At 67.4% G+C, this 16,988-nt stretch carries 10 protein-coding genes, 1 tRNA gene and 1 pseudogene; all 12 read right to left on the bottom strand.

From position 1 onward, the window contains the following. Positions 1 to 63: 63 nt before the first annotated feature. Positions 64 to 1,074, bottom strand: coding sequence for a cell wall hydrolase (locus MKK53_RS01960; RefSeq protein ID WP_243926501.1), 1,011 nt, complete (start codon positions 1,072 to 1,074; stop codon positions 64 to 66). A gap of 293 nt (positions 1,075 to 1,367) precedes the next feature. Next, a complete protein-coding gene (gene rpoC / locus MKK53_RS01955; RefSeq protein ID WP_243926367.1) occupies positions 1,368 to 5,576 on the bottom strand; it encodes a DNA-directed RNA polymerase subunit beta' in 4,209 nt (1,402 codons plus the stop codon). 172 nt (positions 5,577 to 5,748) lie between these two features. After that, entirely contained in the window at positions 5,749 to 9,873 is a 4,125-nt protein-coding gene (gene rpoB, locus MKK53_RS01950; protein ID WP_243926365.1) for a DNA-directed RNA polymerase subunit beta, read from the bottom strand. 242 nt (positions 9,874 to 10,115) lie between these two features. Then, positions 10,116 to 10,493, bottom strand: a complete 378-nt coding sequence (gene rplL, locus MKK53_RS01945; protein WP_243926363.1) for a 50S ribosomal protein L7/L12 — start codon at positions 10,491 to 10,493, stop codon at positions 10,116 to 10,118. A 51-nt stretch (positions 10,494 to 10,544) separates the two neighbouring features. Continuing rightward, entirely contained in the window at positions 10,545 to 11,063 is a 519-nt protein-coding gene (rplJ, locus tag MKK53_RS01940; protein ID WP_243926361.1) for a 50S ribosomal protein L10, read from the bottom strand. A gap of 1,186 nt (positions 11,064 to 12,249) precedes the next feature. Further along, positions 12,250 to 13,893: a B12-binding domain-containing radical SAM protein gene (locus tag MKK53_RS01935; RefSeq protein WP_243926359.1), complete on the bottom strand. Its 1,644-nt coding sequence runs from the start codon at positions 13,891 to 13,893 to the stop codon at positions 12,250 to 12,252. 152 nt (positions 13,894 to 14,045) lie between these two features. Beyond that, complete coding sequence (gene rplA / locus MKK53_RS01930; RefSeq protein WP_243926355.1) at positions 14,046 to 14,744, bottom strand: 50S ribosomal protein L1; 699 nt, start codon at positions 14,742 to 14,744, stop codon at positions 14,046 to 14,048. 10 nt (positions 14,745 to 14,754) lie between these two features. Continuing rightward, complete coding sequence (rplK, locus tag MKK53_RS01925; protein WP_243926353.1) at positions 14,755 to 15,204, bottom strand: 50S ribosomal protein L11; 450 nt, start codon at positions 15,202 to 15,204, stop codon at positions 14,755 to 14,757. A gap of 238 nt (positions 15,205 to 15,442) precedes the next feature. Beyond that, complete coding sequence (nusG, locus tag MKK53_RS01920; protein WP_243926351.1) at positions 15,443 to 15,976, bottom strand: transcription termination/antitermination protein NusG; 534 nt, start codon at positions 15,974 to 15,976, stop codon at positions 15,443 to 15,445. Between the two features lie 42 nt (positions 15,977 to 16,018). Then, positions 16,019 to 16,315: a preprotein translocase subunit SecE gene (gene secE, locus MKK53_RS01915; RefSeq protein ID WP_243926350.1), complete on the bottom strand. Its 297-nt coding sequence runs from the start codon at positions 16,313 to 16,315 to the stop codon at positions 16,019 to 16,021. A 171-nt stretch (positions 16,316 to 16,486) separates the two neighbouring features. Beyond that, positions 16,487 to 16,563, bottom strand: a tRNA-Trp gene (locus MKK53_RS01910). Between the two features lie 326 nt (positions 16,564 to 16,889). Then, positions 16,890 to 16,988, bottom strand: a pseudogene (locus tag MKK53_RS01905) (elongation factor Tu); the annotation flags it as partial.

The raw sequence follows: 16,988 nt of genomic DNA, 5'->3' as shown, positions 1-16,988 counted from the left end.
CACCGGCCGTCCGCCGGGCCGGCATGCGCCGTTGGCGGCGGGATCCGCCCGGGCCTCCGCGGCTCAGGTCTGGCCCGGCTTGAGACCGTAGAAGATGTGCCGGCCGATCACGTCGAGCTTGCGCATCCGGCGGGACCAGCCCGGGCGCACATAGTCGGCGTGGTAGTGGGTCGCTCCGCCGACCTCGGCGACATAGGTCCGCCCCTCGAGGACGGAGCGGGCGACGCGGGTGGCGTTCGACCATGCGGAGGCATCGGAGATCCGCAAGGAGCGCCCCTCGCAGGCGAAGGAGAACTGGCACCCCATGTACCGGTGGCGGTTCTGGTAGACGACACCGCAGATGCTCTGCGGATAGAGCCCGCTCTTCACCCGGTTCAGCACCACCTGGGCGACCGCCGCCTGCCCGGTCTCGGACTCGCTGCGGGCCTCGAAATAGACCGCCTCGGACAGGCAGCGCTGCTCCTTGTCCACGGCCTCGGGGTCGATGAGATCGGCGTAGCGGCTGCGGGCCTCGCCCGCGGGGGCGGGCTCGGCGTCCAGGCCGTTGCGCAGGGGATAGTCCGGCATCACGAGGTTCGCCGCCGTGATCTCCACGGGGATCGCGTCGGCCGGCGCCGGGGTCGTGGAGGACAGGGCGACCGCCTTCGGCACCGCCGGGGTCGAGCCGTCGAGGCGCGGCCCGTCCTCGTCGCCGGTCAGGTCGGCGCTGCCCTCGCCCGTCGAGGCGGCGCTGCCCGCCCCGGTCGTCAGGCCGAGGTCGGGGACGGGGGTGAAGGCGGCGGCCGGCTCGGCCTCTGCGTCCCACACGGCGGAGCCCGCCGTCATCATGCCGCTGACACCCCCGGTCACGTCGCCGAACAGCATCGCCATGCCGGATTCGCGGGTGAAGGCCACGGGCTCCGGCCGCATCGGATCCTCGCCGATCCGCCGCATGGCGGCGCCGATCAGCGCGGTGCCGGAGGGCATGGCCGGAACGGCGTGCCGGATGTCGGCGGCGCCGAGCACGCCGGAGCCGACCGTGCTCTCCGTGCCCGCGCTCGCGGTGAAGGAGACCAGAAGCCCGAGCCCGGCCATCCACGGCGTGAACACCGCCGACAGCCAGCGCAGCTTCGTTTCCCGTTGCACTCGTCTCGTCGCCACGCTCGCCGACCCGTTCCGATGTGCCAGATCCGCCACGCGGCCCGCCGATGACGGCGGCCGGTGGCCCTGGACAAATTTATCGGGCAGGTTGGTTGACCGGTGGTTAACGGGCGGACGACCGGGGGGAACACCCGGGCTCGGGAGGGCGTGACGACCGCGCGGAGGTCCAAACGAAAAAGGGGCGGCCCTTCGGCCGCCCCCTCTCCTGTCTCAGATATGCCGGAGGATCACTCGGCGGCGGGGGGAAGCCCCTCCATCGGGTCGATGCCGCTCTCGGTCTGGCGCTGCTGCAGGATCATCGTGTCGCGGCGGCGGGCCACCGAGCGGATGTCGGCGACGAGCGAACCGGTGCCGGCCGGGATGAGCGAGCCGACGATCACGTTCTCCTTCAGCCCGTCCAGGGTATCCACCTTGCCGTTGACCGCGGCTTCGGTGAGCACCCGGGTGGTCTCCTGGAACGAGGCCGCCGAGATGAACGACTTCGTCTGGAGCGACGCCTTGGTGATGCCGAGGAGCACCGGGACGCCCTGGATCGGCTTCTTGCCCTCGCCGAGGAGCTTCTCGTTCATCTCCGCGAGTTCCGTCCGGTCGATCTGGTCGCCCGACAGGATGTCCGAATCGCCGCCATCGGTCACTTCGACCTTCTGCAGCATCTGCCGGACGATCACCTCGATGTGCTTGTCGTTGATCGACACGCCCTGCAGCCGGTAGACCTCCTGGATCTCGTTGACGAGGTAGGCGGCGAGCTCCTCCACGCCCTTGATCGCCAGGATGTCGTGCGGCGCCGGGTTGCCGTCGACGATGTAGTCGCCGAGCTCGACCACGTCCCCGTCCTGCAGGTGGATGTGCTTGCCCTTGGGGATCAGGTACTCGACCGCCTCGGACCCGTCGTGCGGCGTCAGCGTCAGCCGGCGCTTGTTCTTGTAGTCGCGGCCGAAGGCGATGGTGCCCGACTTCTCGGCGATGATCGCCGCGTCCTTCGGGCGCCGGGCCTCGAACAGCTCCGCCACCCGCGGCAGACCGCCGGTGATGTCGCGGGTCTTGGCCGAGTCGGTGGAGACGCGGGCGAGGATGTCGCCGGCCCGCACCTTGGCACCCGGATCGAAGCCGATGATGGCATCGACCGGCAGGGCGTAGCGGGCATCCGAGCCGCGCGGCAGCTTCAGGGCCTTCCCGTCCTTGTCGACCACCACCATCGAGGGCTTCAGGTCGGAGGTCCGGGCCGAACCGCGCCAGTCCACCACGACGCGCTTGGCAATGCCCGTCGACTCGTCGGTCGTCTCGGTCATCGACTGGCCGTCGTAGAGGTCCTCGTAGGCCACGATGCCGTCGACCTCGGTGAGGATCGGACGGGTATAGGGGTCCCACTCGGCGATGCGCTGGCCGCGCTTGATCTTGTCGCCCTCATCGACCCGGAGCTTGGCGCCGTATTGCAGGCGGTGGACCGCCCGCTCGACCCCGTCCGACCCGACGATGACCACCGCCACGTTCCGGCCGGTGGCGATCAGGTCGCCATCGGTGTTCTTGGCGATCGCGCGGTTGCGGATCTTGATCGTGCCCTCGAAGCTCGACTCGACGAAGGACGAGTCGGCGATCTGGGCCGCACCGCCGATGTGGAAGGTGCGCATGGTGAGCTGGGTCCCCGGCTCGCCGATCGACTGCGCCGCGATGACGCCGACGGCCTCGCCCATGTTGACGGGCGTGCCGCGGGCGAGGTCGCGCCCGTAGCAGGTGGCGCAGACGCCGCTCCGGGTGGCGCAGACCAGCACGGAGCGGATCTTCACCTCCTGGATGCCGGCGGCGTTGATCGCCGGCAGGTGCCGCTCCTCGATGGTCTCGCCGGTCTTGACGATCACCGTGCCGTCCTGGGCGACCAGATCCTCCGCCGTGGCCCGGCCGAGGATGCGGGTGGCCAGCGTCGCCACCACCTGGCCGGCATCGACGATGGCGCGCATCTTGATGCCGTTGGTGGTGCCGCAATCCACTTCGCGGATCACCGCGTCCTGGGCCACGTCCACGAGGCGGCGGGTCAGGTAGCCGGAGTTGGCGGTCTTCAGGGCGGTGTCGGCGAGGCCCTTGCGGGCGCCGTGCGTGGAGTTGAAGTACTCCAGCACGTCCAGGCCTTCCTTGAAGTTCGAGATGATCGGCGTCTCGATGATCTCGCCCGAGGGCTTGGCCATGAGGCCGCGCATGGCCGCGAGCTGCTTCATCTGCGCGGGCGACCCACGGGCGCCCGAGTGGCTCATCATGTAGATCGAGTTGACCTGCTTGTCGGCGCCGTTCTCGTCCTTCTGCACGGACGAGATCCGGCCCATCATCTCCTGGGCCAGCTTGTCCGAGCACTTCGCCCAGGCATCCACGACCTTGTTGTACTTCTCACCCTGGGTGATCAGGCCGTCGTTGTACTGCTGCTCGTAATCCTTCACGAGCGTGCGGGTGCCCTCGACGATCTCCCACTTGTTCTCCGGCACGACCATGTCGTCCTTGCCGAAGGAGATGCCCGCCTTGAAGGCGTGGTTGAAGCCGAGGCCCATGATCCGGTCACAGAAGATCACCGACTCCTTCTGACCGCAGTGGCGGTAGACGGTGTCGATCATCGCCGAGATCTCCTTCTTGGTCATCAGCTTGTTGACGACGTCGAAGGGCACCTTCCGGTGCTTGGGCAGGGCGCCCGAGAGGATCACGCGGCCGGGGGTGGTCTCGTAGGTCTTGGTCAGGGATTCCCCGTCCGGGCCGATGCCCGTCCAGCGCCACTTGATCTTCGAGTGCAGCTTCACGGCGCCGGCGGCCAGGGCGTGCTCCAGCTCGCCGATGTTGCCGTAGACACCCTGCATCGGGTTCAGCTTGTTGGTGCCGTCGAAGGCGCCGGGCAGACCCTCGCCGACGATCGACAGGTAGTAGAGGCCGAGCACGATGTCCTGCGAGGGCACGATGATCGGCTGGCCGTTGGCCGGGTGCAGGATGTTGTTGGTCGACATCATCAGCACGCGCGCTTCCAGCTGCGCTTCGAGCGACAGCGGGACGTGCACGGCCATCTGGTCGCCGTCGAAGTCGGCGTTGAACGCGGCGCAGACCAGCGGGTGCAGCTGGATCGCCTTGCCCTCGATCAGCTTCGGCTCGAACGCCTGGATGCCGAGGCGGTGGAGCGTCGGCGCGCGGTTCAGCATCACCGGGTGTTCGCGGATCACCTCATCGAGGATGTCCCACACCTCCGGCTTCTCTTTCTCCACCAGCTTCTTGGCCTGCTTGACGGTGGCCGAGAAACCCTTGGCGTCGAGGCGCGCGTAGATGAACGGCTTGAACAGCTCCAGCGCCATCTTCTTCGGCAGGCCGCACTGGTGCAGCTTCAGCTCCGGACCCACCACGATGACCGAGCGGCCGGAGTAGTCCACGCGCTTGCCGAGGAGGTTCTGGCGGAACCGGCCCTGCTTGCCCTTCAGCATGTCGGCGAGCGACTTCAGCGGGCGCTTGTTGGCGCCGGTGATGACGCGGCCGCGGCGGCCGTTGTCGAACAGGGCATCGACCGCCTCCTGCAGCATCCGCTTCTCGTTGCGGATGATGATGTCGGGCGCGCGCAGCTCGATCAGCCGCTTCAGGCGGTTGTTGCGGTTGATGACGCGGCGGTACAGGTCGTTCAGATCGGACGTGGCGAAGCGGCCGCCATCCAGCGGCACCAGCGGGCGCAGGTCCGGCGGGATGACGGGGATGACCGTCAGGATCATCCACTCCGGCTTGTTGCCGGACATCTGGAACGCCTCGATGATCTTGAGGCGCTTCAGCAGCTTCTTCGGCTTCAGCTCGGAGGTGGTGACCGCTATCTCCTCGCGGAGGTCGTTGGCGATTCTGTCGAGGTCGAGTTCCTGGAGGATCCGGCGGATCGCCTCGGCGCCGATCATGGCGGTGAAGCTGTCCTCGCCGTACTCCTCCTGGGCGCGCAGGTACTCCTCCTCCGACAGGAGCTGACGCTCCTTCAGGGGGGTGAGGCCCGGCTCGATGACGCAGTAGGACTCGAAGTAGAGGATCCGCTCCAGGTCCTTGAGGGCCATGTCGAGCAGGAGGCCGATGCGCGAGGGCAGCGACTTCAGGAACCAGATATGGGCGACCGGGGCGGCCAGCTCGATATGGCCCATGCGGTCGCGCCGGACACGCGCCAGAGTCACCTCGACGCCGCACTTCTCACAGATGACGCCCTTGTACTTCATCCGCTTGTACTTGCCGCACAAGCACTCGTAGTCCTTAATCGGCCCGAAGATCCGCGCGCAGAACAGGCCGTCGCGCTCGGGCTTGAAGGTCCGGTAGTTGATCGTCTCGGGCTTCTTGATCTCACCGTAGGACCAGGAGAGAATCTTCTCCGGGGACGAGATCGAGATCTTGATCTGGTCGAAGCTGACCGGCTGCGGCTGCTGGTTGAATAGGTTCATGACCTCTTGGTTCATGATCCGCTCCTTGGCTCGACGCCGTTGGCCCCGGGCCGGGCCGCCGCGTCTCAGAAAAAGGTCCGGCGCCGAGCCCTTCCGGACTCAGCTGGCCGCAATCGCGTCGGAGGCTCCTCCCCTCCCCGCTCGACCCTGGCGGCGCGGACGCCGCCAGGGGAGGTGGTTTCGCCGTCTACTCGGCCGCGTCGGCGGGCGGCTCGAGCTCGTCGTTCGCCGCCTTCTTCGAGGAGGTGAGCTCGACGTTGAGGCCGAGCGAGCGCATCTCCTTGACGAGCACGTTGAACGACTCGGGGATGCCCGCCTCGAACGTGTCGTCGCCGCGCACGATGGCCTCGTAGACCTTGGTGCGGCCGGCCACGTCGTCCGACTTGACGGTGAGCATCTCCTGCAGGGTGTAGGCCGCGCCGTAGGCCTCCAGCGCCCAGACCTCCATCTCGCCGAAGCGCTGACCGCCGAACTGAGCCTTACCGCCCAGCGGCTGCTGGGTGACGAGGGAGTACGGGCCGATCGACCGGGCGTGGATCTTGTCGTCCACGAGGTGGTGCAGCTTCAGCATGTAGATGTAGCCCATCGTGACCTTGCGGTCGAAGGGCTCGCCGGTCCGCCCGTCGTAGAGCGTCGACTGCGCCGAGCGGTCCAGCCCGGCCATCTCCAGCATCTGCTCGATGTCGGCCTCCTTGGCACCGTTGAACACCGGGGTGGCCATCGGCACACCGCGGCGGACGTTGTTGCCGGCCTCCACCAGATCCTCGTCCGACAACCCCTCCAGCTCGGAGGGGGAGTAGATGGACTCCATCTCCGCCCGGAGCGGCGTGATGTCCTGGTTCTTCAGATAGGCATCGACCGCCTTCGCGACCTTGCGACCGAGTCCCGCAGCCGCCCAACCGAGGTGCGTCTCCAGGATCTGCCCGACGTTCATGCGCGAGGGCACGCCCAGCGGGTTGAGCACGATGTCGGCATGCGTCCCGTCCTCCAGGAACGGCATGTCCTCGATCGGCACGATCCGCGACACGACACCCTTGTTGCCGTGACGGCCAGCCATCTTGTCGCCCGGCTGGATCTTGCGCTTCACCGCCACGAAGACCTTGACCATCTTCATGACGCCGGGGGGCAGCTCGTCGCCGCGCTGCAGCTTCTCGACCTTGTCGAGGAAGCGCTGCTCCAGGCGCTTCTTCGACTCGTCGTACTGCTTCTGCATCGCCTCCATCTCGGTCATGAGACGGTCTTCGACGACGGCGAACTGCCACCACTGCGAGCGGGGGTAGTCGTTGATCAGCTCACGGGTGAGCGTCGTGTCCTTCTTGAAGCCCTTGGGCCCGGCCACCGGCGCCTGACCGATCAGCACGTCCGCGAGGCGGGCGTAGGTGTTCCGGTCGAGGATCGCCTGCTCGTCGTCACGGTCCTTGGCGAGCCGCTCGATCTCCTCGCGCTCGATCGCCTGGGCGCGCTCGTCCTTGTCGACGCCATGCCGGTTGAAGACGCGCACTTCCACGATCGTGCCCGTGACGCCCGGGGGGACGCGGAGCGACGTGTCGCGGACGTCGGAGGCCTTCTCGCCGAAGATGGCGCGGAGGAGCTTCTCCTCCGGCGTCATCGGGCTCTCGCCCTTCGGCGTGATCTTGCCGACGAGGATGTCGCCCGCGTGGACCTCGGCGCCGATGTAGACGATGCCGGCCTCATCGAGGTTCTTGAGCGCCTCTTCCGAGACGTTCGGGATGTCGCGGGTGATTTCCTCCGGCCCGAGCTTGGTGTCGCGGGCCATCACCTCGAACTCCTCGATGTGGATCGAGGTGAACACGTCATCCTTCACGATCCGCTCGGAGAGCAGGATCGAGTCCTCGAAGTTGTAGCCGTTCCACGGCATGAACGCGACGAGCACGTTCCGGCCGAGCGCCAGCTCACCGAACTCGGTCGAGGGACCGTCGGCGATGATCTCGCCCTTCCGCACCGGCTCGCCCACGCGCACCAGCGGCTTCTGCGTGATGCAGGTCGACTGGTTGGAGCGCTGGAACTTCTGCAGGCGGTAGATGTCGACGCCCGGCTTGTTGGCGTCGGCCTCCTCGGTGGCCCGGATGACGATACGGGTGGCGTCCACCTGATCGACGATGCCGGAGCGCCGCGCCGCGATGGCCGCGCCGGAATCCCGGGCGACGACCGCTTCCATGCCGGTGCCCACGAACGGGGCGTCGGCACGGACCAGCGGCACCGCCTGGCGCTGCATGTTCGAGCCCATGAGGGCGCGGTTGGCGTCGTCGTTCTCGAGGAACGGGATGAGCGCCGCGGCGACCGACACGAGCTGCTTCGGCGACACGTCCATCAGGTCGACCCGCTCGGGGCCGACGACGATCACCTCGCCCGCCCGGCGGCAGACCACGAGGTCTTCCGTGAGCTTGCGGGCCTCGTCCATCTGAGCGTTGGCCTGGGCGACGTAGTATTTCGCCTCCTCCATCGCCGAGAGGTAGGCGACCTCATCCGTCACCACGCCGTCGCGCACGCGGCGGAAGGGGGTCTCGATGAAGCCGTACTTGTTCACGCGGGCGAAGGTCGCCAGCGAGTTGATCAGGCCGATGTTCGGGCCTTCCGGCGTCTCGATCGGGCAGATGCGGCCGTAATGGGTCGGGTGCACGTCGCGCACCTCGAAGCCGGCGCGCTCGCGGGTCAGGCCGCCCGGGCCGAGGGCCGACAGGCGGCGCTTGTGCGTCACCTCGGAGAGCGGGTTGGTCTGGTCCATGAACTGCGAGAGCTGCGACGAGCCGAAGAACTCGCGCACCGCCGCCGCGGCGGGCTTCGCGTTGATCAGGTCCTGCGGCATCACCGTGTCGATATCGACCTGGCTCATGCGCTCGCGGATGGCGCGCTCCATGCGGAGCAGGCCCAGACGGTACTGGTTCTCCATGAGCTCGCCCACCGAGCGCACCCGGCGGTTGCCGAGGTGGTCGATGTCGTCGATCTCGCCCTTGCCGTCGCGCAGCTCCACCAGCGCCTTCACCACGGCCAGCATGTCCTCCTTGCGGAGGGTGCGCACCGTGTCGGCGGCGTCGAGGTCGAGGCGCATGTTCATCTTCACGCGGCCGACCGCCGAGAGGTCGTAGCGCTCGGAATCGAAGAACAGCGAGTGGAACATCGCCTCGGCGGTGTCGAGCGTCGGCGGCTCGCCCGGCCGCATCACCCGGTAGATGTCGAACAGCGCGCCCTCGCGGGCCGAGTTCTTGTCCACCGCCAGGGTGTTTCGGATGTACGGGCCGATGTTGACGTGGTCGATGTCGAGCACCGGCAGCTCGGTGATCCCCACGTCGTCCAGGGACTTGAGCAGCTTCTCGGTGATCTCCTCACCGGCCTCGGCCCAGATCTCGCCCGTCTTCATGTTGACGAGGTCTTCGGCGATGTACTGGCTGACGAGATCCTCGTCGGTCGCCTTGAGGAACTTGACGCCCTTGTCGGTGATCTGGCGGGCGTTGCGGGCGTTGAGCTTCTTGCCCGCGTCCAGCACGACCTCGCCGGACTCGGCGTCGATCAGGTCGGTGGTGGCCTTCATGCCCTTCATGCGCTCGGCATCGAACGGCACGCGCCAGTCGGCGCCGTCGCGGTCGTAGGCCACGCGGTTGTAGAAGGTCGAGAGGATCTCTTCCCCGTCGAGGCCCAGGGCATAGAGCAGCGACGTCACCGGCAGCTTGCGCTTCCGGTCGATGCGGACGTGCACGATGTCCTTGGCGTCGAACTCCACGTCGAGCCACGAGCCGCGGTACGGGATGATGCGCGCCGCGAACAGGAGCTTGCCCGAGGAGTGGGTCTTGCCCTTGTCGTGGTCGAAGAACACGCCCGGCGACCGGTGCATCTGCGAGACGATGACGCGCTCGGTGCCGTTGACGATGAAGGTGCCGTTCTCCGTCATCAGGGGCATGTCGCCCATGTAGACGTCCTGCTCCTTGATGTCCTTGACCGACTTCGCCTGGGTGTCCGGATCGACATCGAACACGATGAGGCGGAGCGTCACCTTCAGCGGCGCCGCGAAGGTGATGCCGCGCTGGCGGCACTCGTCCACGTCGTACTTCGGCGGCTCGAACGTGTAGCGGACGAACTCGAGCAGGGCCGTCGCGGCGAAGTCCGAAATCGGGAAGACCGACTTGAACACGCTCTGGAGGCCCTCTTCGGCGCGGCCGCCCTCCGGCTCATCGACCATGAGGAACTGGTCGTAGGATGCCTTCTGAACCTCGATGAGGTTCGGCATCTGGGCCACTTCCTTGATCTTGCCGAAGAACTTCCGAATGCGCTTGCGACCGACCGGCGTGTTGGCCATGTGACCTCGCTCCATTCCGCGTGCCCGTTGCCCGGGGAAGCGCAAGGCTCCCGCACCGTAGCCGTGACGCGCGCCCCGCCGGACCGCGCCACCCGTCCTGAATTCCGCCGGGCCCGTTCCAGGGCCTACCAGTCGCCCGAAGCGACCTTAGCCCGCGGGTGCGAACACCCGCGGGCTCCGGTCCCGGTCAGCCCTGTGCGGACCGCCGGGGATGGATGGGCCGCTGCCGGCCCACCGCCGTCTTACTTGAGCTCGACCTTGGCGCCAGCCTTCTCGAGCTGGGCCTTGAGCTTGGCGGCGTCGTCCTTGGACACGCCTTCCTTGACCGGCTTCGGGGCACCCTCGACCAGGTCCTTGGCTTCCTTGAGGCCGAGGCCGGTGATCGCGCGGACCTCCTTGATGACCTCGATCTTCTTGTCGCCGGCGCCGGCCAGGATGACCGTGAACTCGGTCTGCTCCTCGACGGCGGCGGCGGCGCCACCGGCGGCCGGGCCGGCGGCCACGGCCACGGCAGCGGCGGCCGAAACGCCCCACTTCTCTTCGAGCATCTTGGCAAGCTCAGCGGCCTCGAGCACGGTCAGCGAGGAGAGGTCGTCGACGATCTTGGCGAGATCAGCCATGTTCGTTTCCTTTCAGGATATCGGTTCGAACGAGTTGGATTTGAAGGGGCCTCAGGCGGCCTCGTCCTTCTTGGCATAGGCCCCGAACACGCGGGCGAGCTTGGCAGCCGGCGCCGTGCTGAGCTGAGCGATCTTGGTCGCGGGAGCCTGGATGAGGCCCACGAGCTTGGCGCGCAGTTCGTCGAGGGACGGAAGGGCGGCGAGCGCCTTCACGCCATCGGGGTTCAGGGTGGTCGTTCCCATCGCTCCGCCAAGGATCACGAGCTTGTCGTTGGTCTTGGAGAAGTCGACCGCGACCTTGGCGGCGGCGACCGGATCGCCCGAATAGGCGAGCAGGGTCGGGCCCTTCAGGAGCGGCTTGATGGAGGCGACGTCAGTGCCTTCCAGAGCGATGCCGGCGAGGCTGTTCTTGGCGACCTTCACGGTGGCGCCGGCCTGCTTCATCTGCGAACGCAGCTTCTGCATGTCGGCGACCGTGAGGCCCTTGTAGTGGGCCACGACGACGACGGCGCTCTGATTGAACACGCCGTTGAGCGTCGAGACGAGATCAGCCTTTGCTGTCCTGTCCACTGGGCTCTCTCCGGTTGGCGGAACCGGGAATCGGCTCCGCCGGTTGCACTTGCCGTCCGGACACGCTCGGCCTCGCGAAAGACCGGGAACGTCCGAACGACGCTTCGCGGCCCTGTCCCCGACGGTCCCCTTCCGGAGCCCTGCGGGTGAGTTGGTTCAAACCGATTGCCCGCCTTGGCCGAAGCCCTGGCGCGGCTGTCGTAAAACGTCGGTCATCCCCGTCTGTGCAGGCTGGGCGGATTAAGCCGGAGAACCGGCGCCTGCAGTCTCGGACAGGACATAGCCGGACTGGGTTCCGCCAGGCTCATCGCCCCTTGGATCCCGCCGGCCAGTGACGTCCGGTTGCCCGGACGACATTTCAAACGGAAACCGGCCGATCGGCCGTATCCCTTCAAGATGTGAATAGCGTGAGGCGCGGCTTATAGATCCTAGCAAGCCGCCTGCCAAGGGCCACAGCGCGACTTTTCCGCCGCAGGCAAGGAGCAACCGCGCGAACGGCTGGCACGCGCTCAGGCCGTCACTCGCCTCCCCAGGCCCGGGGACAAGCCAGCGGGAGCGGCTTTGCTTTTTCCCGCGAAGGGGATATCTTCCTTGGCGAGGGCCCGCGGGGCGCAACCCGCGAGCCCTCTTATCAGACGATCCGGGCTAGATCATCAGTGCGAGATGGATGGCGAACCGCCACCCATCTCGCGTTTTCGCGACGGTGAACGTCACCATCAGCGGAAACCCGATCAAATCCCTCACCCCCTCCGACATGCCTGCTCTCAGGCGGCGGCCGGCTAGCTCCGCCACAGGCCCCGTTGCCCCGGAGCCGTCGCATCGGAAGATGATCGTCTGACCGGTCAAGCTTAGGACCGGAGTCTCACATTGTCACGCCAGTCGCGATGCTGGCGGAGCGCTTTTCCGCAGGAAGGCGCAGCTCTCGTAGTGGCAGAGACTTATCCACACGACTTGTGAATGACTTTGCGAGAGCAAACGCAACCGCCGGTCGCAATCCCCACGAGAGCCGCCGCCGCCATTGCGAACGCGGCGAGGCAATCCGGGCAGGCGGAACGCCGGTCGATGTGGCGCTTCCCCGGATCGCTTCGCTGCGCCCGCGATGACGGCGTGGGTGAAGGTCCTGCAGGGGGATGATTTCGGTCCTTCCCCGAATCCTTCCGCAACAGCTGGCTCGAACGAGGACGGCCTAGGCCGCCTCGCGCTCGGGCACGAATCGGCGGCGGGCGTTCTCCCACCAGCTCCGCTCCTGCGCTTCCTGCGCCTCGGCGGCCTTGGCCGCGTAGAACGAGGCGTTGTGCTCGCCGCGCAGGGCCTCGCGGGTGAAGCGGATGAGGTGGTGGGCGACGAAGCCCATGTTGAACACCGCCTCGATCTGCCCCCGGCGCAGGGCGTAGCCCGCCGCCCGCCAGAACGGGCCGCGATAGTCGGAGAACAGCCCGACCCGGGTGATGATGTTGAAGCCGAGGATCAGCCCCCGGCGCAGGTTGGTGAAGGTGAGCTTGCCGGCCGTGGGCGTCTTGATCCGGTGGGGGTAGGTCGTCTCGCACTGGTGCTTAAAGCGTTCGAACAGGTTCTCGGGCCCGTAGGCGTGGGCGATCGCCCGGCGCCAGCTCGCCACCACCGAATCGTGCGGGCGCTTGAACAGGACGTTCGATTCGAGGGCGGCGTCGTGGATCAGCCGATTCTCCTTCTCCAGCCGGTCCCACAGGGGCGTCTTCGGCAGGGCCTGGAGCAGGTTGATGGTCAGCACCGGGATGGCCGACTTGTCGATGAAGTCGATCAGGTTCTGCTCGGACTTGTCCGAATCCGTGTCGAGGCCGAGGATGATGCCCGACGTCACCTCGAGCCCGTAGGAGTTCAGGATCGAGATCGCCTCGTACATCGGCACGGCGGCGTTGTGGGTCTTGTCGATACCCTTCAAGGCATCGGCCTCCGGCGTCTCGATGCCGACGAAGACGGTCATGAAGTTGGCCTGCCGCATCAGCTCGAGGATCTCGGGCTGCTTGGCCATGTTGAGGGTCGCCTCGCAGGCGAACTGGAGCGGGTAGTTGTTCCGCTTCTGCCACTCCACCAGCACCGGCAGCATCTCGCGCGTCGCCTTGCGGTTGCCGATGAAGTTGTCGTCCACGAAATAGACCACCGCCGGGTGGCCCGGCTGGCTGACGATGGCGTCGAGCTCGCCGCAGAGCTGCTCCGGGGTCTTGAGGCGCGGCTGGCGCCCGTAGAGCTGCGGGATGTCGCAGAACTCGCAGCGGTAGGGGCAGCCGGACGAGAACTGAAGCGAGCCGATCAGGTAGCGCTTCAGCGGCACGGCCTCGTAGGCCGGAGTCGGGAAGTCGGCCAGGGCGAGGCGGTCGCCGGTCTCGTAGGTCTCCTGCGCCGCCGGGCGGGTGAGGTCGGCGTCGAGGCGGGTGATCAGCCGGTCGGTGGCGTCGCCGATCTCGCCCACATGCAGGCAATCGAAATCGGGGTACTTCTCCGGCGCACCGGACACCGAGGGGCCACCGAGCACGGCGAGCTTGCCCGCCGCGTGGGCGCGGGCGCAGATGTCGTGGATCTGGCCTTCCTGGATGTGCATCCCGGACACGAAGACCGCGTCCGCCCAGGCGAATTCGGCGGGCGTGGCGCGCTTGATGTTCTCATCGATGAAGCGGCACTCCCAGGTCTCGGGCATGTAGGCCGCGATGACGAGGAGCCCCTGGGGCGGCATGAACGCCTTCACCCCGCCCATCAATGGATAGGCGTGGGAGAACGTGCCGAAGGACGGCGTGTAGGCGGGGAAGACGCAGAGGATGCGTCGACGGGTGGTGACGGAGACGGTGCTGCGCATGAGGGCTTATCTAGCACAGCTCCGCGCGAGGGCGCCCCCCTCCGCAATCAACAATGGTGCGATTGCGAACACGGCGCATCGCCCGCCAAACGCAAGACGCCCGGCCGTTTCCGGCCGGGCGCTTCGCTAGGTCGCAGGACCGTCGCGGTAGATCAGGCGGTCAGGACCGTGTTCGGCTCGACCTTGACGCCCGGGCCCATCGTCGAGGTGACGGCGATGCGCTGGACGTAGGTGCCCTTGGCACCCGCGGGCTTCGCCTTGGCGACCGCGTCGGCGAAGGCCTTGATGTTCTCGACGAGCTTGTCGGCATCGAACGAGACCTTGCCGACGCCGGCATGGACGATGCCGGCCTTCTCGACGCGGAACTCCACCGAGCCGCCCTTGGCGCCGGCGACGGCGCCCTTCACGTCCATGGTGACGGTGCCGACCTTCGGGTTCGGCATCAGGCCGCGCGGGCCCAGCACCTTACCGAGACGGCCGACGAGCGGCATCATGTCCGGGGTGGCGATGCAACGATCGAAGTCGATCTTGCCGCCCTGGACGATCTCCAGGAGATCCTCGGCGCCGACGATGTCGGCCCCGGCCGCCCGGGCGTCATCCGCCTTGGCGCCGCGGGCGAAGACCGCCACGCGGACCGTCCGGCCGGAGCCGTTCGGCAGGTTGCAGACGCCGCGGACCATCTGGTCGGCGTGGCGCGGATCGACGCCGAGGTTCATGGAGACCTCGACGGTCTCGTCGAACTTCGCGGTCGCCCGCTCCTTCACGAGCGCGATCGCGTCGGCGATCGAGTAGAGCTTGGTCGGCTCCAGGCCCTCGCGGGCGGCGCGGATGCGCTTTCCTTCGCGTGCCATGTGTCCCTCCTCAGGCCGTGATTTCGAGGCCCATGGCCCGGGCGGAACCCCGGATCATGGCGACCGCTGCATCGACGGAGTCGCAGTTGAGGTCGGGCATCTTCTTCTCGGCGATCTCGCGAAGCTGCGCCTCGGTGATCTTGCCGACGGTCGGGCCCTTGCCCGGAGTCTTGGAGCCGGAGGCCGGCTTCTTGCCGATCTTCAGGCCCACCGCCTTCTTCAGGAAGAAGGTGACCGGGGGCTGCTTCATCTCGAAGGTGAAGGAGCGGTCCTGATACGCGGTGATGATCACCGGGATCGGGGTGCCCTTCTCCATCTGCGCGGTCTTCGCGTTGAAGGCCTTGCAGAATTCCATGATGTTGAGGCCGCGCTGACCGAGCGCGGGGCCGATCGGCGGCGACGGGTTGGCGGCGCCGGCCGGAACCTGAAGCTTCACGTAACCCGTGATCTTCTTCGCCATAGGGACTGCTCCCAATGTTCATCCGCCCCCACGCTGCCGAGGCGCGGCGGGTCGGACGGTTGCAGGTCGCGGTGCGATCCGAAGCTCCCGGAGGCGAGGCCGGGCGGATCTCCCGCGGGGGGTTGGGCGAATAGGGAGTAGCGAATAGCGAATAGGGCGGTCGTGCCTGCCACGCGGGTCGCCGCCATGCGCGGCACCCACTATTCGCTATTCGCTACTCCCTATCCGCTTCCTACACTCAGGCCTTCTCGACCTGGGCGTATTCCAGTTCCACCGGCGTGGCGCGGCCGAAGATCGACACGGCCACCTTCAGGCGGGAACGGGCATCGTCGATTTCCTCGACGGTGCCGTTGAAGCTCGCGAACGGGCCGTCCGCCACGCGGACGATCTCGCCGATCTCGAAGGAGATCGAGGGCTTGGGCCGGTCGACACCCTCGGCGACCTGGCCCTTGATGCGCTCGGCCTCGGCATCGGGGATCGGCACCGGCTTCGACTTGTCGGCGCCGAGGAAGCCCGTGACCTTCGGCGTGTTCTTGATGAGGTGGTAGACCTCGTCCGTCAGGTCGCACTTCACCAGCACGTAGCCCGGGAAGAACTTGCGCTCGGCATCGACCTTACGGCCGCGGCGAACCTCGACGACCTTCTCGGTCGGCACCATCACCTCGTCGAACAGGTCGGTCAGGCCGCGCTGAGCGGCCTGGTCCTTGATGGACTGGGCGACCTTGTTCTCGAAATTCGAATAGGCGTGGACGATGTACCAGCGCTTGGACACGGCTTTCGCTCAACTCCGATGAAGTCCGGGGCGTAATGCCCCTCAGAGCCCGAGGATCAGGCCGACGATGTAGCGCATGGCCTGATCGACCACGGTGAAGAACAGGCTGGTCACGACCACCATGATGAACACCATCACGGTGGTGATGGTCGTCTCCTTGCGGGACGGCCACGTGACCTTGCGACCCTCGTCGCGCACCTGGGACAGAAACTCGCCGGGGCCGACGCGCTTCTGAGGCACCTTGGCCGGCGGAGCCTGACGGGCCGGCGGCGCGACATCGCGGCTGCGGTTCGTACCGCGGGCGAGGTCCACCTTCTTCGTCGCTTCGTTCGATGCCATGGCGCCAGATTCGTTGACGGATACGTGCCTTTCGGCCGCGTTCGGAAACGCGAACGCCCGGCGCCGAGGGCCTTTCGAGCCCGCACCGACGGTCGTTTCAGATCTCGGATCGAAGCCGCTCTAGCGCAAGTCGTGGGACTTGTCGACCGCGGAGCAGCAGGCGGGCCGGACTGGCAGGAGTGGAGGGACTCGAACCCGCAACCTCCGGTTTTGGAGACCGGCGCTCTGACCAGTTGAGCTACACTCCTGTGTGCGCCGCTCGCGCGGCACGTCCGCTCCATGCCGCAACCGCATCGCGGATGCAAGGGGCTCCGGGCGACATCGGCGCAGCCGGAAAAGGAAAAGGCCGGCGCGAGCCGGCCTTGTCCGAAGTCGAGGGCGTTCGGCCCGTCCCGAACCCGATTCGGGGGCACCGCGTCGGCGGTGTCCGAGGAGGTGGGGCGTCCCAGCGAGGCGACAGCGCATCCCGGCGGGGCCACCCCCACACTGCATCGGGTCGTCCCGGCCCTGGACGAGGCCGGAGGGTGGGAGCGGCGGATCCCCGCCGCTCCCTTCAGGTTCTGGTGGTGTGGGCTCAGTCGTTGATGGCGGCGACGACGCCGGCGCCGACGGTGCGGCCGCCCTCGCGGATGGCGAAGCGCAGCTTCTCTTCCATCGCCACCGGCACGATCAG

Source organism: Methylobacterium sp. J-076, assembly GCF_022829405.1.
Lineage (GTDB): Bacteria > Pseudomonadota > Alphaproteobacteria > Rhizobiales > Beijerinckiaceae > Methylobacterium.
This window is presented reverse-complemented; position numbering and strand designations above follow the sequence as displayed.